Origin of the sequence: Aeromonas sp. sif2433 (assembly GCF_019218705.1) — a bacterium.
Lineage (GTDB): Bacteria > Pseudomonadota > Gammaproteobacteria > Enterobacterales > Aeromonadaceae > Aeromonas > Aeromonas encheleia.
Window position 1 is genome coordinate 1 of sequence record NZ_JAHUXD010000009.1, and the last position, 21,120, is coordinate 21,120.

A 21,120-nucleotide genomic window follows, 5' to 3' on the forward strand; every position below is an offset into this window, starting at 1 on the left:
TTTGCCTGGCGGCCATAGCGCCGTGGAACCACCTGATCCCATGCCGAACTCAGAAGTGAAACGCGGTAGCGCCGATGGTAGTGTGGCATTCGCCATGCGAGAGTAGGACACTGCCAGGCACCCAATTCGAAGAAGCCCGCTCTCACGAGCGGGCTTTTTTATTGCCTGAAATTGACCGTTTTCACGTGATGCGCGGCCAATCCATATACTGTTTCCTGCCTTTATCTGCCTTTATCTGCCTTTATCTGCCTTTATCTGCCTTTATCTGCCTTTATCTGCCTTTATCTGCCTTTATCTGTACAGGGCAGCGCCATATTGACCACCCCATCTTCCAGCTGGATGTCGATCTGAAAACCCAGTCGCTTGGCCAGGTTGATCATGCCGCGATTGCTGGGCATGGTCATGCCGGAGAGCTGGTCGATGCCCCGCTCTCTGGCGTAGCGCACTATCTTCTCCATCATCAGCTTGCCCAGCCCCAGCCCCTTCAGGTCCGAGCGGATCAGGATGGCAAATTCCGCATCGGACAGGTCCGGGTTGGAGATGGCACGCACCACCCCCAGGATCTGCTGGTTGAAGGCGCCATCCTGTCCCACGGCGACGAAGGCCATCTCCCGGTCGTAGTCGATCTGGGTCATGCGGGCCAGCTCTTCATGGCTCAGTTCCCCCACATCAGCGAAGAAACGCTTGTACCTGTCTTCATCGGAGACCTTGAGCACGAACTGCTTGTGGGCAGGCTCGTCCTCCGGCCGGATCGGGCGCAGCAGGACATGGCTCTGATCCTTGAGCCAGGCCCCCTCCTCCAGCTCGGTGGGATAGGGGCGAATGGCCAGGGGGAGTGCCTGCTGGCCCTCCGCCAGCAGGACGAGCCTGGCGTCCAGGATCACCATCTCGTCGGCGCAGGCCTGCAGTGGATGCAGATCAAGTTCCTGAATCTCGGGGAAGGCCAGCAGCAGCTCCGACAGCTGGCACAGCACCCGGCCGAGGGCATCGATATCGAGCCGCGCCGGACTGGCTTGCTCGCGGATCTTGCCCTGCTTGAGGGCGCCGATGATCTGGTAGCGGGCCAGAGCCTGGTTGAGCGGCGGCAGGGCGGCGACCATCTCGTGTGGTGCGGCGCCGGATTCACCGAGCAGGATGACGGGGCCGAAGACGGGATCCTGCTGCAGACGGATGCGCAGCTCGAGCCCGCCGCTGCGTTTTGCCATGCGCTGCACCAGCAGGCCTTCGATGCGTGCCCCCGGATCGTGCTGACGGACCCGATCCAGGATGGCATCCGCCGCCTGGGCCACCTCGGCCGAGGTGCGCAGATTCAGCATGACACCGTGGACCTCGGATTTATGGGCGATATCCGGCGAGCGTAGCTTCACGGCCACCGGATAACCGATCTGCTCTGCGGTCAGCGCTGCCTCGATGGCGTCCGAGACGATCCAGGTTGGCAGGGTGGAGAGCCCGGCGGCCTGCATGATGGGGTGAACCAGGTGGGTATCGAGCACCCGCTGCTTGCGATCCAGCGCCTGCCGGATCAGCTGCTGGCAGCGTTCGACATTGAGTTGGCCAGCTTGCAGGGAGGCGGGGGTTTCCATCAACTGCTTCTGGTTGCGGCGATATTCCACCATGTGCATGAAGGCGGTGACGGCACTCTCCGGGGTGCGATAGGTGGGAATGCCCGCCTCATTGAACAGGCGGCGGCCGGCTTGCGCCGAGTATTCCCCGGCCCAATTGGTCAGGATGTTGAAACGCCTGGCTCTGGGATGCTGCTTGATAAAGTCGATCAGGTTGCCGGCCAAGGCGGCGCCCCGCGCGGTGAGGGAGGGGGCATGGATCAGCAGGATGGCGTCGGTACCGTCCCCCTGCAGCAAGGCATCCAGCGCCTGTCGGTAGGCATCGACATCGGCATCGCTGCCGATGTCTTGCGGCGGCATGGCCAGCTTGCCACCGCGCTCCAGCAGCACATCGGCGGCCATGTTGGCCAGCCCACGGCCGTTGGAGAGGATGGCGAGCCGCTCCCCCTTGAGGGTCAAGGAGTGGCTGAGGGTCTCGACGGTGGCAAACAGCTCATGGGTATCCCGTACCCGCAGCATGCCGGCCCGGCGGATGGCCGCGTCGTAAACGTTGTCGAGCCCGTTGGCCGGATCGTGGCGACCGCTCTTGAGCACCAGGATCGGCTTGTTGCGCGAGGCGGCGCGGGCGGCCGAGAGGAAATGGCGGGCGTCGTGCAGCTTGTCCATGTAGATCAGGATGGCGCGGGTCGAGCCGTCGCGGGAGAGCTGATCCAGCAGCTGACCGAAGTCGATGTCGCAATGATCCCCGAGGGAGACGAAGGCCGAGAAGCCGATCTCCCGCTGCTTGGCCCAGTCGAGAATGGTGGTGCTGACCGCCGCCGACTGGGAGAGGAAGGCCACCTGCCCTGGGGTGGCGGCGATGGGGGAGAAGCTGGCGTTGATGCCCTGCCCAGGCAAGAGCATACCCATGCTGTTGGGGCCGAGCAGGCGGATGCCGTATTGGCGGCACAACCTCTGCAACTGATGGCGATCCTCGGCGGAGAACTGGGCGGCCAGTATGATGGCGGCGCCTGTGCCCTTCTTGCCGAGCTCCTCGATGAGTGGCAGTACCCGCTCGCGCCGGGTGCAGACGATGGCGAGATCGGGGGCCAGCGGCAGGCTGGCGATATCGGGATAGGCGAGCACGCCGGCGATGGCCTGGCTGTGGGGGCTGACCGGCAGTATGGGGCCCTTGAACTGACCCGCGAGCAGGTGCCTGATCACCACATGACCCGCCTTCTGCGGGTCGGTCGAGGCGCCGATGACGGCAATCGATTGGGGTTTAAAGAGCCGATCCAGGCCGCTTGGTTTCATGGGCACTCCTCATGGCGACCCCCGGAGGCGAGGGTGACGGATGGTGCCAGTCTAATACGCTTTCAGGGTATGTTCTGTGACCGATTGCGGATCATGACCGGACCAGGGCGTTGGCGCGCAGGTAGAACCGCAGTTCCCCCTGAATGCGCCTGATGGTGGCCAGGTGCCGATCCTGCAGATAGATCTCCTGCTCCCGATCGAGCGGGCAACGGCGGACGCCAAGGCTCTGCAGATACTCTTCAAACAGGATGGACCCCTTGATCTCGACAAGATGCTGGCTCACGGCGTGCTCCTCTGTGGCTGATGTGCTCGTCGGGCAAGTCTCCGCTCTTAGCGGGCGCTTTCCTACTGACACATCTGACACCTGATAGGAGCGCCATCCCGTCTGCGCTTACCGGGCCTGAGCTCCTTCCTCAGCGCAGGGTGTGGCCGCGAGCCGTGTCCCAGAAGGCGCGGATCAGCGGCTCTTCCAGCCGCTTCTTGAGCACGGCGATGCCCACATCGAACGGCTTGAGCGCCGGCTTGGGCTCGACGATGCGCACCTTGTCCCCCATGGGACTGTGATCGATCACGGCGGCAGGCACCAGACCCACCCCGAAGCCGAGCGCCACCATGGCGACTATGCCCTCGTTGCCGGCGACCTCGGCGTAGATGTTGGGGGCTATGCCCTTGTTGCGAAACCACTGGTCACAGCGTTTGCGAGCCAGTCCCTGCTCGGAGAGGATCAGCGGCAGCCGCTCCCAGTCCGGCTCGCCTTGCAGGAACCATTGGTTGGGTTGGGGGGCATTGCGCGGCGCGATAAACACCAGCGGCACCTGCTGCAGGCTGGCAAACTCCAGCTTGGCGGAGAGTGCATCCGGTCTCGCTGCGATGGCGAGATCGGCCTCGTCGGCCAGGATCTTGTCCACCGCCAGCGCCGGGTCGCCGGTCTCGAGCTTGATCTCGAGCTGGGGATAGCGGCGGCGGAAGCGTTCCAGCACCTCGGGCAGCAGAAAATAGCTGGCGGTGACCGAGCAGAACACCCGCAGTCGACCCTGCAGCGGTTCGTCGCTGCGCTTGAGCTCCTGCTTGAGCCGGCGCCACTCCTGCAGCAGGCTGCCGCCGAACTCCCGCAGCTTCTCGCCGGCGGAGGTGAGCCGCACGCTGCGGTTGTCCCGTTCGAACAGCACGCAGCCGGTTTCCTGCTCCAGCCGCTGGATGGCGCGGCTCAGGGTGGAGGGGCTGACCGCCATGGCATCGGCGCTCTTGCCGAAGTGAAGGGAGTCGGCGAGGTGGAGAAACAGCTCGAGATTGCGAAGGTCCATCTTTCATTCCTGCAACGGCATCGGGTGCCGAATTGTTCAGCTCAGGCAACAACCCCTCCGGCGCTCTTGCCGAACTGGGGGAGATCCCGCCTGAGATTGCGCAGAATCATCTTTCAATTTCTGCAACGTACTGTTTCGAATATATCAGTTCAGGCAATAAGTGTCCCGCGCTATAGTGGTTCAGACAACGCCGCCATCCGGCATGGAATCAATCGAACGGAGCAATCACCATGGCTAATTATTTCAACACCCTGAACCTGCGTCAGCAGTTGGCCCAGCTGGGCAAGTGTCGTTTCATGCAGCGCGAAGAGTTCGCTGACGGTTGTGCGGCGCTCAAGGGCAAGAAGGTGGTGATTGTGGGTTGTGGCGCCCAGGGTCTGAACCAGGGCCTGAACATGCGCGACTCCGGGCTGGACATCTCCTACGCCCTGCGCAAGGCTGCCATCACCGAGAAACGTGCCTCCTGGCAGAAGGCGACCGACAACGGCTTCGTGGTCGGCACCTATGAAGAGCTGATCCCGAGCGCGGATCTGGTACTGAACCTGACTCCGGACAAGCAGCACGCCGACGTGGTGAAAACAGTGATGCCGCTGATGAAGCAGGGCGCGGCCCTGGGTTACTCCCACGGCTTCAACGTGGTGGAAGAGGGTCAACAGATCCGCGCCGACATCACGGTCGTGATGGTGGCGCCCAAGTGCCCGGGTACCGAGGTGCGTGAAGAGTACAAACGTGGCTTCGGCGTGCCGACCCTGCTCGCGGTACACCCGGAGAACGATCCCCAGGGTGAGGGCATGGCCATCGCCAAGGCCTGGGCTTCCGCCACCGGCGGCGATCGCGCCGGGGTACTGGAATCCTCCTTCGTGGCGGAAGTGAAATCCGACCTGATGGGCGAGCAGACCATCTTGTGCGGCATGCTGCAGGCCGGTTCCCTGCTGTGCTACGACAAGCTGGTCGCCGAGGGGACGGATCCGGCCTACGCCGGCAAGCTGATCCAGTTCGGTTGGGAGACCATCACCGAGGCCCTGAAGCAGGGCGGCATCAGCCTGATGATGGACCGCCTCTCCAACCCGGCCAAACTGCGTGCCTTCGAGCTGTCCGAGCAGCTGCGCACCCTGATGCGTCCGCTGTTCGAGAAGCACATGGATGACATCATCGCCGGTGAGTTCTCCCGCGGCATGATGGCCGACTGGGCCGAGGATGACGCCAAGCTGTTCGGCTGGCGCGAAGAGACCGGCAAGTCCGCCTTCGAGAATGCCCCGGCTTATGCGGGCAAGATCGCCGAGCAGGAGTACTTCGACAACGGCGTGGTCATGGTGGCCATGGTCAAGGCGGGGGTGGAGCTGGCGTTCGAGACCATGGTAGCCTCCGGCATCTATGAAGAGTCCGCCTACTACGAATCCCTGCACGAGCTGCCGCTCATCGCCAACACGGTCGCTCGCAAGCGTCTGTATGAGATGAACGTGGTGATCTCGGATACCGCCGAATACGGCAACTACCTGTTCGCCAACGCCGCCGTGCCCTTGCTGCGCGAGCACTTCATGCCGACCCTGCAGGCCGGCGATCTGGGCAGCTCCCGCGCCGAGAGCAAGGGGATCGACAACCAGTCCCTGCTGGCCGCCAACGAGGCGACCCGCAGCCACCCCATCGAGCAGATCGGCCAGACCCTGCGTGGCTACATGAAGGACATGAAACGTATCGCGGTCGGCGGCTAATGAGGCGGCGGTCAGCAAGCATGCCCTTGTCAGACCCTGCGTTGTTATAGATGAAAGACATGAAGCGCATCGCCGTCGGTGGCTAAGCTTCATCGGGGCGGGGGTGACGATCCCCGCTTGCTGGCTGGCTTAGACACCTGGCCAGGTTCCCGGAGTATGCAAACAAGCCGGTTATCGGCCACAAAAAAGCCCCGCTCATCGAGCGGGGCTTTTTTATTCAGGCAAGCACCGGAAATCAGGCTTTCCAGGCTTTCCAGGTGTTGATCAGGCCGTTGGTGGAGCAGTCGTGGCTGCTGACAGCCTCGGCGGTGTTGAGCTCCGGCAGGATCTTGTTGGCCAGCTGTTTGCCCAGCTCCACGCCCCACTGATCGAAGCTGAAGATGTTCAGGATGGCGCCCTGCACGAAGATCTTGTGCTCGTACATGGCGATCAGGGCACCCAGCGTCTTCGGAGTCAGGCTCTTGAACAGGATGCTGTTGGTCGGGCGGTTGCCTTCGAACACCTTGAATGGTACCAGATCCTTGACCTGCTCCAGCGTCTTGCCGGCGGCCAGGAACTCGGCCTCGACCTGTTCCTTGCTCTTGCCGAAGGCCAGCGCCTCGGTCTGGGCGAAGAAGTTCGCCAGCAGTTTCGGATGGTGGTCGCCGATGGGGTTGTGGCTGATGGCCGGCGCCAGGAAGTCACAGGGGATCAGCTTGGTGCCCTGGTGGATCAGCTGATAGAAGGCGTGCTGGCCGTTGGTGCCCGGCTCACCCCAGATGATGGGGCCGGTCTGGTAGTCCACCGGCTTGCCGTTGCGATCCACCTGTTTGCCGTTGGACTCCATGTTGCCCTGCTGGAAGTAGGCAGGGAAGCGGTGCATGTACTGATCGTACGGCAGTATGGCCTCGGACTCGGCACCATAAAAGTTGTTGTACCAGAGGCCGATCAGCGCCAGCAGCACAGGTACGTTCTGCTCATAGGAGGCGGTGGCGAAGTGCATGTCCATCTCGAAGGCGCCTTGCAGCAGGGCCTCGAAATTCTCGAAACCGACGGAGAGGGCGATGGGCATGCCGATGGCAGACCAGGAGGAGTAGCGACCGCCGACCCAGTCCCAGAACTCGAACATGTTCGCGGTGTCGATGCCGAACTCGGCCACGGCCTTGCCGTTGGTGGAGAGCGCGGCGAAGTGTTTGGCGACGTGGGCCTTGTCACCGGCGATCTTGATGAACCAGTCGCGGGCGGTCAGGGCGTTGGTCATGGTCTCCTGGGTGGTGAAGGTCTTGGAGGCCACAAGGAACAGGGTGGTTTCCGGATCGATCTTCTTCAGGGTCTCGGCGATGTGGGTGCCATCGACGTTGGAGACGAAGTGCATCTGCAGGTGGTTTTTGTACGGGCGCAGCGCCTCGGTGATCATCACGGGGCCGAGGTCAGAGCCACCGATGCCGATGTTGACCACGTGCTGGATGGCCTTGCCGGTATAACCCTTCCACTCGCCGTCGATTACCTTCTCGCAGAAGCCCTTCATCTTGGCCAGCACGGCGTTCACTTCCGGCATCACGTCCTTGCCATCGCACTCGATCGGGCGATCGGATCGGTTGCGCAGGGCCACGTGCAGCACGGAGCGCCCCTCGGTCATGTTGATCTTGTCGCCGTTGAACATGGCGTCGATGGCGCTGCGCAGGTCGGTCTCTTTGGCCAGATCCACCAGCAGCTTGAGGGTCTCTTCGGTGATCAGGTTCTTGGAGTAGTCGACCAGGATGTCACCGCCGAAGGTGAGGGAGAACTTGTCGAAACGCTGGGGATCCTGTGCGAACAGCTCCTTGAGCTTGGTCTTTTTGTGAGCCGCGAAGTGGGTTTCCAGGGCCTGCCAGGCCTTGGTCTGGGTTGGATTGATGTTTTTCATAGGATTCCTGAGATTCCAAGTTGTGTTTGAACCTTGCAGGCAAGGCTCCCGCCAAACCTTATTATTCGAACATTATACCGAGCCCTGCGTGTGGCCCGTGTAACAGAGCTTTACCAATTGTCTGTCATCGAAGGAGTTTACATCCAAAACGCTGCGATTATGAGTCAGCAGGGGCCATCAGATCTTGCGCTTGCGCATGCTTCCCCGGCCTCGTCCGGCTGAAAGGGCTTTCAGCTCAGGGTGCGGGCAGATCGGCCTTGCCTCCGGCTCAAAGCAGGCATGGATAGGCATCTTTCCGGTGATTTTATGAGCAAACGCAACTTTGCCCCGCCAACGGCTGGTTATCATCTGAGCCAGATGGACGAGTCTCCCAGGGATGGCCAATGTTGTTGGAACGAGGAGATCAACATGAAACGCGCTTTATCCCTGTTTGCCCTTAGCCTGATCGCCACCGGCCTCATCGGCCTGCTGACCCTGGTGCTGACCAGCGCCGCCCCGACCCTGGAGATGCGGGTGCTGGCCGTGATGGCCGCCGTGTTGGGAGGCTATGTGCTGGTGCAGCCGCTGCTCAACCGGGTCGCCCGCCGGCTGGTGTGAGGGCTTGCGGGCCCGAGGTCGCGGGCGATAGCCTTATCTCCGACCCCGGTGGCCGGATTTTTTATGGCCCAGCCCGGGACCCGGAAACGACAATGCCAGCCCGGAGGCTGGCATTGTCGTCATCAGGTCTGGATTCAGGCCTGGGACTTTTGCATGTGCATGACCATCTGCGGGAAGGGGATCTCGACGCCTTCGGCATCGAAGGCCAGCTTCACCTTCTCGTGGAAGTCGAACCAGACACCCCAGTAGTCGGCGGTCTTGACCCAGGGGCGCACCACTATGTTGACCGCGGAGTCGGCCAGGGCGGCGACGGCGATGACGGCTTCCGGATCCTTCAGGATGCGCGGCTCCTCGTTGACCAGTTGCTCCAGGATCTGCTTGGCCTTGCGCAGGTCAGAGCCGTAGCCGATGCCGAAGGTCATGTCGACCCGACGGGTATCCATGCGGGAGTAGTTGACTATGGTGCCGTTGAGGATGGCGGAGTTCGGCACCACCACCATCTTGTTGTCGCCGGAGGTGAGGGTGGTGGTGAACAGTTGCACCGACTGCACCACACCCGCAGTGCCGGCCACTTCGATGAACTCGCCCGCCTTGATGGGGCGGAAGATGATCAGCAGGAAACCGGCGGCAAAGTTGGAGAGGGAGCCTTGCAGCGCCAGACCGATGGCCAGGCCGGCGGCACCTATGATGGCGACGAAGGAGGCGGTCTGTACCCCGACCCGGCCGAGGGCGGCGATCACCACGAACACCAGGATGGTGTACTTGAGGATGCTACCGACGAAGTGGGTGACGGTGGCATCCAGTTTGCGGGTCTGCATCACCTTGACCACACCACCGCTGAGGATGTTGGCGGCGATGTAACCGATCAGCAGGGTGAGCAGAGCGGCGGCGATGTTGACCGCATACTCGATGATCAGTCCCTGGTTATTGGTCAACCAGGTCTGTGCTTCTGTGATGATCTCGGGTTCCATAGGATATCCTGTTGGTATAAAGGTTTATGGCGCATGAATCTAACACCGGGACGCGACAACCTGGGTCGCATCTGGTGCTTATTTTGTGCCATAGAAAGCTGCCACAAAAAACAAGGGAGGCCAAGGCCTCCCTCTTTGTTCAATCCAATAAGGCCTCCCTCTTTGTTCAATCCAATGTGGCTCAGCTTTGCAGTAGCTGGCTGCGCATGAATTGCCACTGAGCCTCAAACCCGGCGGTGGGTTTGAGTTTGAACTCGGAGCGGACAAACTGGCTGATCCGCCCCTTTGGCTCAGCTCTGCAGCAGCTGGCTGCGCATGAATTGCCACTGGTCTTCAAACCCGGCGGTGGGTTTGAGTTTGAACTCGGAGCGGACAAACTGGCTGATCCGCCCCTCGGCATAGGCTAGCAGCAGGTTGGCCAGCATGGTCTCGTCGAGCTGGAAACCCTGGCCTTCCCGCAGCCGCTTCTCGCGCAGCGCCTGTTTGAGCTGGGTCTCCAGCTTGTCGAACAGGGTGCTGATGCGATCTCGCAGCCGATCGTGCTCGCCCAGCAGGGCATCGCCGTTGAGGATGCGGGTGATGCCGGGATTGCGCTCGGCGAACACCAGCAGCAGCTGCAAGATGTGGTGGCAGCGGGCCATGGTGTCCTTCTCCTCGGCCATGATCAGGTTGACCCGTGACAGCAGGGAATCCTCGATAAAGTCGATCAGCCCCTCGAACATCCGCGCCTTGCTGGGAAAATGTCGATAGAGGGCGGCCTCGGACACACCCACCTCGGCCGCCAGACGGGCCGTGGTGATGCGCTGGCCCGGGCTGCTTTCCAGCATATGGGCGAGTGCCTGCAGGATCTGATCGCGCCGACTCTGTTTCTGGTTACTGCTTGCCATGGATTCCCCTAAAAAAACAATGGCTTGATTCCGTTATTAGGCACCGGTCACGAGGACAGGTGTGGTCTGTTATTGGCGACCAGAAGAACCAAACCCGCCTTCACCCCGTTCACTCTGATTGAATTCGTCGACCAGCTGGAAGCTGGCCTGCACCACCGGCAGGATCACCAGCTGGGCGATGCGCTCGCCGGGCTGCATGGTGAAGCTGTCGTTGCCGCGATTCCAGACCGAGACCATCAGCTGGCCCTGGTAGTCGGAATCGATGAGGCCGACCAGGTTGCCGAGCACTATGCCGTGCTTATGGCCGAGACCGGAGCGGGGCAGTATGGTGGCGCACAGGCCCGGATCCTGGATGTGAATGGCGAGGCCGGTCGGCACCAGGCTGGTGTCCCCCGGCGCCAGGGTCAGCGGCGCATCCAGCAGGGCGCGCAGATCCATGCCGGCAGAACCCGGTGTGGCGTAGGCAGGCAGCGGGAATTCGGTGCCGATGCGGGCATCCAGGATTTTCAGTTCAACTTGTGTGTTCATGAATCGTTCGTTTTCAATGAGTGCTTGTGTGGACGCCCAGAATTTTCAATGCAATCTGCGCCGTCATGAATCTTTCGTCAGTTGGAATGGGCCGGGGCTCAGGGTCGATAGTGGCGTGCAATCAGGGTGACAAGATGACGAGCCAGCGTCAGCTTATCGGCCAGGGGCAGGGCGGCTTGACCCCCTTGCCAGAAGACGGTCAGGGCGTTGTCATCGGCATTGAAGCCTTGACCTGCGCGGGACACGTCGTTGGCGGCGATCATATCCAGCCGTTTTCGCTGCAGTTTATCGAGGGCGTATTGTTCCACATCCACGGTTTCGGCGGCAAATCCGACGGTGAAGGGCTTGTTCGGCAGCGCCCCCACGGCGGCGATGATGTCGGGATTCTTGACCAGGGTCAGCAGCATCTGGTCGTTGTCACCGGTCTTCTTGATCTTCTGGTCGGCGACCCGCTCCGGGCGATAGTCCGCCACGGCGGCGCAGCCGATGAAGAGGTCGCACTCGCCAACCCGGCTCATCACCGCCTGATGCATCTGCTCGGCGCTCTCCACCTCGACCCGTTCCACCCCCTGAGGGGTGGCCAGGGTGACCGGGCCGCTCACCAGCGTCACCTCGGCGCCCGCCTCACGGGCGGCGCGGGCGATGGCATAGCCCATCTTGCCGGAGCTGTGGTTGCTGATGTAGCGCACCGGATCCAGCGCCTCGCGGGTCGGCCCTGCGGTGAGCAGCAGTTTGACGCCCGCCAGCAACGGCTCGGTGGCGAGCCGCTGGCAGCAGCGTTCGACCAGCTCGAGGGGATCCAGCATCCGGCCTGGACCGACATCACCGCAGGCCTGGCTGCCGGAGTCCGGCCCCCACAGCAGGATGCCACGGCTGGCCAGGGTATCGAGGTTGGCCTGAGTGGCGGCGTTGCGATACATCTGCTGGTTCATGGCCGGGGCCAGCGCCACCGGTGCCGGCGTCGCCAGGCAGAGGGTGGTCAGCAGCTCGTCCGCCATGCCGGCGGCCATGCGTGCCATCAGGTTGGCGCTGGCGGGGGCGATCAGCACCAGATCGGCCCACTTGGCCAGCTCGATGTGGCCCATGCCCGCCTCGGCGGCGGGATCCAGCAGACTGTCGGCGACCGGGTGGCCGGAGACCGCCTGCAGGGTCAGCGGGGTGATGAACTCCTTGGCGGAGCGGGTCATCACCACGCGCACCTCGGCCCCCTGATCTTTCAGGCGGCGTACCAGTTCGGCACTCTTGTAGGCGGCGATCCCGCCACTGACACCCAACAGGATGCGTTTATCGGCCAATCTCATCTGCTGCATCTCTTCCGGCTCACTCTGACTGGTCGGCTAAGATACCACAGGCGACGGGCGACGACAGAGGCTGACATGGGGGAGTTGTGGTCGGGCTCCCGTGATTTTTTGCTATGGTTTCTCTCAATAGGGATGAGGGAGAGACAAATGAGCATCAAGGAGTGGCCGGAGGAGGAACGTCCGAGAGAGAAGCTGTTGCGGCGGGGGGCCGGGGTACTGTCCGATGCCGAATTGCTGGCCATCTTCCTGCGCACCGGGGTCAACGGACTGAGCGCGGTGGACCTCTCCCGCCAGCTGTTGCAGCAGTTTGGCTCGCTGCGGGCGCTGCTCGGCGCCGAGCAGCAGAGCTTCTGCAGCGCCCACGGGCTGGGGCCGGCCAAGTACGCCCAACTGCAGGCGGTGCTGGAGATGGGCAAGCGCCATCTGGCCGAGCAGTTGCAACGGGGAGATGCGCTCACCTCGCCCCAGCTGACCCGGGATTATCTGCAGGCCCAGCTGCGGGATAGACCGCGGGAGGTGTTCGCCCTGTTGCTGCTGGACAACCAGCATAGAGTCATTCAATTCGTTGAACTTTTCTACGGCACCCTCGATTCGGCGAGCGTCTGGCCCAGAGAAATCGTGCAGATCGCGCTCAAACATAATGCAGCCGCCGTGATTCTGGCGCATAATCACCCGTCCGGCGTAGCCGAGCCCAGTAGGGCCGACCGCCAACTCACGGATCGGATCTTGGCCGCCTTGGCCCTGATCGATATCAGAGTGCTGGATCACTTGGTGATCGGTGATGGCATCACGGTTTCTTTCGCAGAGCGTGGTTGGTTGTAACTGGGCTCTGGCACTGTATTAGTTGATCTTTGATCACGGATGCTGTATAAAATGCCGCCTTCTGTTTGCCCCGCAATCGAAGGCCAGCGGGGCAGATATTTGCTCGAGCAATAATGAAGTAAGATTTGGAGAGACTGACATGTCTAGAGTATGCCAAGTAACCGGCAAGCGCCCGGCAGTTGGTAACAACCGTTCGCACGCTAACAACGCGACCAAGCGTCGTTTCCTGCCGAACCTGCACACTCACCGTTTTTGGGTTGAGAGTGAAAAACGCTTCGTGAGCCTGCGCGTATCCGCAAAAGGCATGCGTATCATCGACAAGCGCGGCGTTGAAGTGGTTCTGGCTGAACTGCGTGCCAGCGGCGTTAAGGTATAAGGAATTAGATCATGGCTAAAGGTATTCGCGATAAGATTCGTCTGAACTCCAGCGCCGGTACTGGTCACTTCTATACCACTACCAAGAACAAGCGCACCATGCCCGAAAAAATGGAGATCAAAAAGTTTGATCCCGTGATTCGTCAGCATGTGATCTACAAGGAAGGCAAAATCAAGTAATTACTTGATGCTGCATTCCCAAAAGCCCGGCTTCGTGCCGGGTTTTTTTATGGCCGGAATTCAGTACACTGCCGGTTGAAACGGAGGCTTGTCATGTTCAAATTGAGCCGTAAAGGCTGGAATAACGTGATCATTGTGGTGGTGCTGATCGTGATCACCCTGCTGCACCGGTTGGAGCAGGCCCAGCAGGAGAACAGCGCCCAACGGCCGCGGCCCCTGTTGCCGGACGCCGCCGTGGTGCTGACCTGGCAAGGCCCGAGCTGGCAGATAGAACGCATCGGCCAGGGCTGGCGCAGCGGGCCGGATCTGGGGCTGAGCAGCGCCCAGCTGGCCGCCCATATCGAGGCGTGGCAAGGCTGGTTGCTGCCACCCGGCGGCGCCGTGCGCGGCACCCCGGTCACCCTCAAGGTGTGGATCGCCGGCCAGAGCGATCCGATCGAGCTGGGGCTCTATCAGGACAGCGGCAAGTTTGCCGCCCTGCTGCCCCCCTCAACCTGGCTCAGCCTGAGCCAGGCGCAATACCGCAGCCTGCTGCGGCCAACCCCCTGATCCACACTCATTAGCGTGAGAGCCATTTATGCCTGAATTACCGGAAGTCGAAGTCAGCCGCCAGGGTATCTCCCCCTGGCTCACCGGCATCAAGGTTACGCGCGTGGTGGTGCGGGACGGGCGCTTGCGCTGGCCGGTGCCCGGCGAGATCCAGGAGCTGGTGGATCTGTGCATCAACCGGGTCAGCCGCCGCGCCAAGTACCTGTTGCTGGAGACCGATTTCGGCACCGCCATCCTGCACCTTGGCATGTCCGGCAGCCTGCGGGTGCTGGACATCGGCACCCCGGCCGAGAAGCACGATCACGTGGACATCGAGCTGGCCAACGGCAAGCTGCTGCGGCTCAACGATCCGCGCCGCTTTGGTGCCCTGCTGTGGACCCGTGAACCGGCCGAGGCCCATGCGCTGCTGGCCAGGCTGGGGCCGGAGCCGCTGACCGAGGCCTTCAGTGCCGAGTACCTGCAAGGGCGTGCCAAGGGGCGCAGCACCGCCATCAAGACCTTCCTGATGGACAACCAGGTAGTGGTCGGGGTGGGCAACATCTACGCCAACGAGGCGCTCTACGCCGCTGGCATTCACCCCAAGCGGGCGGCAGGCAATATCAGCGCCGAGCGGCTGGCGACCCTGGTCGCCGAGATCAAGCGGGTGCTGGCCGCCGCCATCCAGCAGGGGGGCACCACCCTCAAGGATTTCACCAGCGCCGATGGCAAGCCAGGCTATTTCGTGCAGCAGTTGCAGGTCTATGGCCGGGGTGGTCAGCCCTGTTTCCACTGCCATACCCTGCTCAGCGAAGTGCGGCTGGGGCAGCGCACCACGGTGTTCTGCTCCCATTGCCAGCGCTGAGGGGGGACCATTTGGGGGGAAAGGTGGTGAAGTTGTAACGACGTATTTCCAGTCTGTTGAAGCCCTGCCTGTCGATTACTAGTATCTCGCTGTACACGCAGAGAGATAATAAAATGACAGCAAAATCAATAGACTGGGAACATCTGTCCCGGCAGGGGCACTATTGTGCCCAAAAAATGGCCCGCTTCCTCTATCCCGATGACAGCGCCCGCAAGACCTTCAACCGCGGCAAGTTCGTGCTGCGCAGCCTGCTCTATCGGCCGCAACTGAGCCGGGTGTTCGAGCTGTTTCAGGCAGAACCTCTTCGGGCCCTGCCTGCCCAGCACCCCGAGTTGCTCGACAAGCCGATGCGGCCCTATCGCTTCGCCTGCTCGACCGTCAGCCAGCGGGCCGAGATGGTGGAGGATCACTACCGGCAACTGTTGGCCCGCTATCCGGAGCTGATCGACCCGCTCTATCTAGGGGAGGGGATCGAGCTCGGCCGTTACCCCGCCAGCGAACATCGCATCGTGCTGCGCCACGATGGCACCTTCCGCCGCGAGGCCGAGCTGGCTCTCTCCGTCGTCAACGAGCGGGGCGAGCGGCTCTACAGCTGCGCCTTCTCGCTGGCCGGCAGCGGCGCCGAGCTGGTGCTGGTGATCGGCTCGGTGCAGGGGCCTGAACCCTGTGTCGCGCAGCCGCAACAGCAGGTGCGGGCGTTGACCAAGGCGGGCCATGGCCTGAGGCCCAAGTCGCTGGTGGTGATGATGGTGCTGGCGTTGGCCGAGGCGATGGGGGCATGCCGCGTGTCGGCGGTGCGGATGAAGGCGCACATCTTCCAGGCCAAGCGCTACAGCAAGAAGAAGAGAGCCTGTCTGCAGGCGGATTATGACGAGCTGTGGCAGGAGTTCGGCGCCCTCTCGCAGGACGCCAACTTCGTGCGGTTGCAGCCGGTGGTGCGCAAACCGCTTGAGGAAATCGCGGCCAAGAAGCGCGCAATGTACCGGCGACGCTACGCCTGGCTCGACGAGTTGCAGCTGGCCTGCCGTCAGGCCCTGAGCTGACGCCAGGGCCCTGGCTGGCTATGACGGGCCACTGGTCGTCACTTGCCTCGCTTGGCGGCAATCGCCTTGGCGACGAGGGGATCGACGAACTGGTGAATGTCGCCACCGTGCAGGGCGACCTCCTTCACCAGGGTGGAGGAGATGAAGGAGTTCTCCTCCGCCGGGGTGAGGAAGACGCTCTCCAGCTCCGGCATCAGGCGACGGTTCATGTTGGCCAGCTGGAACTCGTACTCGAAGTCGGAGACGGCGCGCAGGCCCCGGATCAGCACGTTGGCCTGCTGCTCCCTGGCAAAATCCACCAACAGGCCGGAGAAGCCGACCACCTTGACGTTGGGCAGATGGGCGGTCACCTGGCGAGCAAGTTGGACACGTTCTGCCAGATCGAACAGCGGTCGCTTGCTCGGGCTGTTGGCCACCCCGACCACCACCTCGTCAAACAGCCTGGCGGCCCGGCCAATCAGGTCGGTATGGCCATTGGTGATGGGGTCGAAGGTGCCGGGATAAATTACCTTGTTGGTCATGCTGTTGAGTCCTGCAACCGGGAAATTTGGTCGCATTATAGGGGCTGTTGAGGTTTTGTCGCGACCGCGACTGAGTCATCGCTTGAGAATAGCAGTGCATCAGGCAAGAATACCGGCACCGCGCATCAAGCCTTCCTGCATTGGTGACAGGAAGCATAGGGATTTCTTATGAAACGCATTCTGGTAGTACGCAATGACAAGATTGGCGACTTCATGCTGGCCTGGCCGAGCTTTGCCATGCTCAAGCGCTCCATGGATTGTCATGTGACTGCCCTGGTGCCTGCCTACACGGCGCCGCTGGCCCGCCTCTGCCCCTGGATCGACGAGATCATCCTGGACCCGGGCGCCCGGGCCGACAAGGAACAGCAACGGGCCTTGCAGGCCCGCATCAAGGCCGCTGCCTTCGATGCGTCCATCTGCCTCTTCTCCAACTCCCGCAACGCCATGCTGGTGTGGAAGGCGCACATCCCTTACCGGCTGGCCCCCGCCACCAAGCTGGCCCAGGTGCTCTACAACCAGCGCCTGATCCAGCGCCGCTCCCGCTCCCAGAAGCCGGAGTACGAATACAACCTGGACCTGGTGCGCCGCTTCCTCGCCGATCAGCAGCAGAGCGTGGTGGAGCCGCAGGCCCCCTACCTCAGCTTCGATGAGCAGAGCCTGCAGCAGGTGCGCGAGCAGGTCGCCAGCCGGCTGAAACTGGACGCCAGCCGGCCCTGGCTGATGGTCCATGCCGGCAGCGGTGGCTCGGCCAACAACCTCTCCATCGAGCAGTACTCGCGGCTCATCATCAAGCTCAACCAGGCCTGCCCCGAGTTGCAGTGCGTGCTGACCGCGGGACCGGGGGAGGAGGGCAAGGCCGAGCAGCTGGCGGCGGAACTGCTGGCCCACGGCGGCAACGGCTGGATCTACCGCTCCGACGAGGGGCTGCCCAAGTTCTGCCAGGTGATGGCCAACGCCGCCCTGTTCGTGGCGGGCAGCACGGGGCCGCTGCACATAGCCGCGGCGCTGGACGTGCCGACCATCGGCTTCTTCCCGGCCCACCGCTCCGCCACCCCGCTGCGCTGGCGGCCGCTCAACAGCGAGGGACGCCACCTGGCGTTCAGCCCGCCGGAAGACAGCGATCACCCGGATGACATGAGCCAGCTCGATCCCAAGACCATGGCGGCGGCGATCGCCCGCTGGGCCTCGCCGTTCTGGCAGGAGAAAAACGGATAGACAGCAACAGGGCCCTCGCGGGCCCTGTTTCATCATGCTGGTTTATCCGGTTGGGGCCGGCGTTACTTGTCCGCTTGGTCCGGCGCCTGGGGCTGCTGCCGGATCCAGAGATCCGCGTACTTCACGAAGGTGGAGTGGGCGGAGAGGATGGCCAGCAGCAGGCCCTGCTTGCCATCGAGGAAGCCGGCCTTGAGCAGGTACATCTTCAGGAAGCAGCCCAGCGCATGCACCAGCCCCTGGCCGAGGGAGCCCTTCTTGCCGCGGACGGTGCGCTGATCGGCCCAGGCCCTGGCGTAACCGGCTGACTTCACCAGATAGTGCTCCAGATCCCGATAGGTGAAGTGGAGCAGGTCGCCGTGCAGGTTGACTATCTTCATGTTGGCGCGCACCTCCACCTTCTCGTGCACCAGCACCTCGTTGTAGCTGGTCAGCGCCTTGGGATAGAGGCGCAGCACCCGATCCGGATACCAGCCGCTGTGGCGGATGAAGCGGCCGAACACCCAGGAGAGGCGTGGCAGGGAGTAGATGGTGTCCTGGGCCGGGTTGGCCATGACGGTGGCGATGGCCGCTCTCAGCTCGGGGGTGAGCCGCTCGTCCGCGTCCAGCCACAGCACCCATTCCGACTGGACGTGGGACTGGGCGAGGCGGCGCTGGCGGCCGAAGCCGGGCCACTGGGCGTTGACGAAGAAGCGAGCGCCGAATTCGGCGGCGATGGCGGGGGTCTCGTCCTGGCTGCCGGAGTCCAGGATGACGATCTCGTCCACCAGATCTTCGAGGGAGGCGAGGCAGGCGCGCAGGTTGTCGGCTTCATTCTTGACGATCAGGACGGCCGCCAGGGTCGGTTTTTTCACGGGTTCAGGGCTCTCGTTGGCGCCCGGCGGGCGGGTCATGCTCAGATTGGCGCCCATTCTAGCCTAAAACACCGGCCGGAGCATGGGTCTGCGACCAGGTTCGGGCATCTCCTTTTGGCATGTGCTGAGCGGGTTATCGGGGATCTTCGGCCATTCTTGGGGCATAATCTCGCCCAGCAACGATTAACCGCAGGGCTTGGCCCAAGAGACGCGTGAGATGAAGATATTGGTGATCGGCCCCTCCTGGGTCGGCGACATGGTGATGTCCCAGAGCCTCTACAAGGCGATCAAGGCCAATCACCCCGACAGCGAGCTGCATGTGATGGCCCCGGCCTGGTGTGTAGCCCTGCTGGAGCGGATGCCCGAGGTGGACAAGGCGATTCCCATGCCGCTCGGCCACGGCGACTTCAAGCTGGGGGCCCGCCGCCGGCTCGGCAAGCAGCTGGCCGCCGAGCAGTACGATCAGGCCATCATCCAGCCCAACTCCATGAAGTCGGCGCTGATCCCCTGGTTTGCCAACATCCCGGTGCGTACCGGCTGGAAGGGGGAGCACCGCTTCGGCCTGCTCAACGATCTGCGCAGCAACAAGAAGGCCTTCCCGCTGATGGTGGAGGCCTATCTGGCGCTGGCCTATCCCAAGGCGCAGATGAAGAGCCGGACCGACATCCCGACCATTCCCCATCCCTCCCTCCATGTGGACCTCATCAACCAGGACAAGGCGCTGGTGCGGCTCGGGCTGGATCGCGCCCGCCCTGTGCTGGTGCTCTGCCCGGGGGCCGAGTTCGGGCCGGCCAAGCGCTGGCCTGAGGGGCACTACGCCGTGGTGGCCCAGAAGCATCTGGATGAGGGCTGGCAGGTATGGATCTTCGGCTCCGGCAAGGATGTGGAGGTGGCCAACACCATCCGCGATCGGATCAATCCGCTGTCGCGCTCCAACTGCCACGTGCTGGCGGGCAAGACCAGCCTGCACGAGGCGATCGATCTGATGGCGCTGGCCGGTCGGGTCATCGCCAATGACTCCGGCCTGATGCACGTCGCCGCCGCCCTCAACCGGCCGCTGATCGGCGTCTATGGCTCCACCTCGCCGCTCTACACGCCGCCCCTGGCGGATCGGGTCGAGATAGTGCACACCGACATCGAATGCCGCCCCTGCTTCAAGCGCACCTGCAAGTTTGGCCACCTCAAGTGCCTGATCGAGCTGATGCCGGAGCAGGTAATTGAGGCGGGTAAACGCTTGGAGCGGGGCGAGTCGGCGGAGCTTGTCATCGCGCTGCAACCAGTCAACGACGGTGCCGCCGGCTCGGGACAGGGCCAGTAGCATGGGGTACCGGCTGCTCTACAACCTGCTGATCCATTTAGGCTTGCCGCTGGCGCTGCTGGCGCTCTACCGGCCGAAGAAGGGCAAGCCGGGCTTCGGGGCACGCTGGGCCGAGCATCTGGGTCGCTCTCCCGCCAGCGGGCAGGAGGCGCCACTCTGGATCCACGCGGTCAGCGTGGGCGAGACCCTCGCCATCACCCCCTTCATCCGTGCCCTCAAGGCCGAGCGGCCGGATCTGCCCATTCTGCTCACCACCACCACTCGCACCGGTGCCGAACAGGCGGCCAGGCTCGGCGAGCTGGTGGTGCATCGCTACGCGCCCCTCGACTACCCCTGGGCGATCGCGGCCTTCCTCAAGCGCTTCCAGCCCCGTGCCCTCTGGGTGATGGAGACCGAGCTGTGGCCGAACTGGCTGGCCGCCTGCGAGGCACATCACCTGCCGGTGACCATCCTCAATGCCCGCCTCTCCGAGCGCTCCTGTCAGCGTTATGCCCGTTTCCAGGGGGCGTTCGATGCCCTCAGCCGGCCGCTGACCCACCTGCTCTGCCAGCATCAGGACGATGCGGATCGCTTCCATCGGCTTGGGCTGGGGCGCGAGCGGCTGGCGGTGACCGGCTCCATCAAGTTCGATATCCAGCTGGGGGACGAGCTGCTGGCCAAGGGTCACAGCCTGCGCCAGACCTTGGGGGAGGCGCGACCGGTGTGGATCGCCGCCAGCACCCATCAGGGCGAAGACGAGCAGGTGCTGACCGCCTTCGAGCGGGTGCTGCGTACTCATCCCGAGGCGCTGCTGATCCTGGTGCCGCGCCATCCCGAGCGTTTCGAGCGGGTGGCCGAGCTGTGCGCTCCCTATGGCTGCGTGCGGCGCACCAGCGCGGCACCGATCGGGGCCACCGATCAGATCTACCTGGGGGACACCATGGGCGAGCTGCCGCTGATGCTGGCGGCGGCCGATCTGGCCTTCGTCGGTGGCAGCCTGGTGCCCGTCGGCGGCCACAACCTGCTGGAGCCGGCGGCGCTCGGCAAGCCCTGCCTGACCGGGCCTGCCTACTTCAATTTCAGCGACATCACCCGCCAGCTGGTGGCTCAGGGCGGTGCCGCCCTGGTGGCGGACGCCGCCGCCCTCGGCGACAAGGTGAGCGAGCTGCTCACCGATGGCGGTGCCCGCCACCGGATGGGTGAGCAGGCCCGCGCCGTGGTGCTGCGCAATCAGGGGGCGCTGGCGCGCACCCTGTCCCACTGCCTCGCCAGCCTGGAAAACGACTGATCCCCGGGGCCGGCAAGCCGTCGGCCCTTATCACCCGCCGCCGCGGTTCTCTCGTTCCCCCCTCACTGTGTGCTCCGCCTGCCGGTATCCTGGCGCCA

22 protein-coding genes and 1 rRNA gene are annotated in these 21,120 nt (G+C 63.2%); 12 read left to right on the top strand and 11 right to left on the bottom strand.

Going from position 1 to position 21,120, the window contains the following annotated elements:
• Positions 1 to 4: 4 nt before the first annotated feature.
• Positions 5 to 119: ribosomal RNA gene (rrf, locus tag KW825_RS14445) — 5S ribosomal RNA — on the top strand.
• 162 nt (positions 120 to 281) lie between these two features.
• On the opposite strand, the gene KW825_RS14450 is transcribed toward rrf, so the two are convergent.
• The 3 genes from KW825_RS14450 to ilvY all read right to left on the bottom strand — a co-directional run bounded on the left by KW825_RS14450 (position 282) and on the right by ilvY (position 4,159).
• Positions 282 to 2,855, bottom strand: a complete 2,574-nt coding sequence (locus KW825_RS14450; RefSeq protein WP_218329600.1) for a bifunctional acetate--CoA ligase family protein/GNAT family N-acetyltransferase — start codon at positions 2,853 to 2,855, stop codon at positions 282 to 284.
• Between the two features lie 91 nt (positions 2,856 to 2,946).
• A complete protein-coding gene (locus KW825_RS14455) occupies positions 2,947 to 3,138 on the bottom strand; it encodes a hypothetical protein (protein WP_218292106.1) in 192 nt (63 codons plus the stop codon).
• Between the two features lie 130 nt (positions 3,139 to 3,268).
• A complete protein-coding gene (gene ilvY, locus KW825_RS14460) occupies positions 3,269 to 4,159 on the bottom strand; it encodes an HTH-type transcriptional activator IlvY (protein ID WP_218329601.1) in 891 nt (296 codons plus the stop codon).
• A gap of 230 nt (positions 4,160 to 4,389) precedes the next feature.
• On the opposite strand from ilvY, the gene ilvC reads away from it, so the two are divergent.
• Positions 4,390 to 5,871: a ketol-acid reductoisomerase gene (gene ilvC / locus KW825_RS14465; RefSeq protein ID WP_218329602.1), complete on the top strand. Its 1,482-nt coding sequence runs from the start codon at positions 4,390 to 4,392 to the stop codon at positions 5,869 to 5,871.
• A gap of 235 nt (positions 5,872 to 6,106) precedes the next feature.
• On the opposite strand, the gene pgi is transcribed toward ilvC, so the two are convergent.
• Entirely contained in the window at positions 6,107 to 7,756 is a 1,650-nt protein-coding gene (gene pgi, locus KW825_RS14470; protein WP_218329603.1) for a glucose-6-phosphate isomerase, read from the bottom strand.
• A 408-nt stretch (positions 7,757 to 8,164) separates the two neighbouring features.
• Here pgi and KW825_RS14475 point away from each other — a divergent pair, with 408 nt between their 5' ends.
• Positions 8,165 to 8,353: a hypothetical protein gene (locus KW825_RS14475; RefSeq protein WP_042654464.1), complete on the top strand. Its 189-nt coding sequence runs from the start codon at positions 8,165 to 8,167 to the stop codon at positions 8,351 to 8,353.
• A 134-nt stretch (positions 8,354 to 8,487) separates the two neighbouring features.
• Here KW825_RS14475 and KW825_RS14480 read toward each other — a convergent pair whose 3' ends face one another.
• The 5 genes from KW825_RS14480 to coaBC all read right to left on the bottom strand — a co-directional run bounded on the left by KW825_RS14480 (position 8,488) and on the right by coaBC (position 12,040).
• Positions 8,488 to 9,324 (bottom strand): mechanosensitive ion channel domain-containing protein, encoded by an 837-nt coding sequence (locus KW825_RS14480; protein WP_218329604.1) that lies wholly within the window; start codon positions 9,322 to 9,324, stop codon positions 8,488 to 8,490.
• A gap of 181 nt (positions 9,325 to 9,505) precedes the next feature.
• Positions 9,506 to 9,700, bottom strand: coding sequence for a hypothetical protein (locus KW825_RS20750; RefSeq protein ID WP_371315814.1), 195 nt, complete (start codon positions 9,698 to 9,700; stop codon positions 9,506 to 9,508).
• Positions 9,615 to 10,211, bottom strand: coding sequence for a nucleoid occlusion factor SlmA (gene slmA / locus KW825_RS14485; protein WP_042654462.1), 597 nt, complete (start codon positions 10,209 to 10,211; stop codon positions 9,615 to 9,617). Before slmA ends, KW825_RS20750 begins: the two co-directional genes overlap by 86 nt.
• A gap of 69 nt (positions 10,212 to 10,280) precedes the next feature.
• A complete protein-coding gene (gene dut / locus KW825_RS14490) occupies positions 10,281 to 10,739 on the bottom strand; it encodes a dUTP diphosphatase (protein ID WP_218329605.1) in 459 nt (152 codons plus the stop codon).
• A 98-nt stretch (positions 10,740 to 10,837) separates the two neighbouring features.
• Positions 10,838 to 12,040, bottom strand: a complete 1,203-nt coding sequence (gene coaBC, locus KW825_RS14495; protein WP_218329606.1) for a bifunctional phosphopantothenoylcysteine decarboxylase/phosphopantothenate--cysteine ligase CoaBC — start codon at positions 12,038 to 12,040, stop codon at positions 10,838 to 10,840.
• 147 nt (positions 12,041 to 12,187) lie between these two features.
• Here coaBC and radC point away from each other — a divergent pair, with 147 nt between their 5' ends.
• The 6 genes from radC to KW825_RS14525 all read left to right on the top strand — a co-directional run bounded on the left by radC (position 12,188) and on the right by KW825_RS14525 (position 15,850).
• Complete coding sequence (gene radC, locus KW825_RS14500; protein WP_042654460.1) at positions 12,188 to 12,862, top strand: DNA repair protein RadC; 675 nt, start codon at positions 12,188 to 12,190, stop codon at positions 12,860 to 12,862.
• Between the two features lie 139 nt (positions 12,863 to 13,001).
• On the top strand, positions 13,002 to 13,238 hold the full coding sequence (rpmB, locus tag KW825_RS14505) for a 50S ribosomal protein L28 (RefSeq protein WP_005307492.1): 237 nt from the start codon (positions 13,002 to 13,004) through the stop codon (positions 13,236 to 13,238).
• An 11-nt stretch (positions 13,239 to 13,249) separates the two neighbouring features.
• Positions 13,250 to 13,417: a 50S ribosomal protein L33 gene (gene rpmG, locus KW825_RS14510; protein ID WP_005323752.1), complete on the top strand. Its 168-nt coding sequence runs from the start codon at positions 13,250 to 13,252 to the stop codon at positions 13,415 to 13,417.
• Between the two features lie 93 nt (positions 13,418 to 13,510).
• Complete coding sequence (locus KW825_RS14515; protein ID WP_218292098.1) at positions 13,511 to 13,966, top strand: hypothetical protein; 456 nt, start codon at positions 13,511 to 13,513, stop codon at positions 13,964 to 13,966.
• Between the two features lie 28 nt (positions 13,967 to 13,994).
• Positions 13,995 to 14,807 carry a bifunctional DNA-formamidopyrimidine glycosylase/DNA-(apurinic or apyrimidinic site) lyase gene (mutM, locus tag KW825_RS14520; protein ID WP_218329607.1) on the top strand — a complete coding sequence of 271 codons (813 nt, stop codon included), beginning with the start codon at positions 13,995 to 13,997 and terminating at the stop codon, positions 14,805 to 14,807.
• Between the two features lie 176 nt (positions 14,808 to 14,983).
• On the top strand, positions 14,984 to 15,850 hold the full coding sequence (locus KW825_RS14525; protein ID WP_218329689.1) for a VirK/YbjX family protein: 867 nt from the start codon (positions 14,984 to 14,986) through the stop codon (positions 15,848 to 15,850).
• 38 nt (positions 15,851 to 15,888) lie between these two features.
• Here the strand turns inward: KW825_RS14525 and coaD are convergent, their stop codons facing one another.
• Positions 15,889 to 16,371: a pantetheine-phosphate adenylyltransferase gene (gene coaD, locus KW825_RS14530; protein ID WP_042654456.1), complete on the bottom strand. Its 483-nt coding sequence runs from the start codon at positions 16,369 to 16,371 to the stop codon at positions 15,889 to 15,891.
• A 168-nt stretch (positions 16,372 to 16,539) separates the two neighbouring features.
• On the opposite strand from coaD, the gene KW825_RS14535 reads away from it, so the two are divergent.
• Positions 16,540 to 17,586 (top strand): glycosyltransferase family 9 protein, encoded by a 1,047-nt coding sequence (locus tag KW825_RS14535; protein WP_042654455.1) that lies wholly within the window; start codon positions 16,540 to 16,542, stop codon positions 17,584 to 17,586.
• A 62-nt stretch (positions 17,587 to 17,648) separates the two neighbouring features.
• Here KW825_RS14535 and KW825_RS14540 read toward each other — a convergent pair whose 3' ends face one another.
• Complete coding sequence (locus KW825_RS14540; protein ID WP_042654482.1) at positions 17,649 to 18,437, bottom strand: glycosyltransferase family 2 protein; 789 nt, start codon at positions 18,435 to 18,437, stop codon at positions 17,649 to 17,651.
• A 217-nt stretch (positions 18,438 to 18,654) separates the two neighbouring features.
• Between KW825_RS14540 and waaF the strand changes: the two genes are divergently transcribed.
• Both waaF and waaA read left to right on the top strand, forming a co-directional pair.
• Positions 18,655 to 19,755, top strand: a complete 1,101-nt coding sequence (gene waaF / locus KW825_RS14545) for a lipopolysaccharide heptosyltransferase II (protein WP_218329608.1) — start codon at positions 18,655 to 18,657, stop codon at positions 19,753 to 19,755.
• Position 19,756: 1 nt separating this feature from the next.
• Entirely contained in the window at positions 19,757 to 21,022 is a 1,266-nt protein-coding gene (gene waaA, locus KW825_RS14550) for a lipid IV(A) 3-deoxy-D-manno-octulosonic acid transferase (RefSeq protein WP_218329609.1), read from the top strand.
• The last annotated feature ends 98 nt before the right edge of the window (positions 21,023 to 21,120 follow it).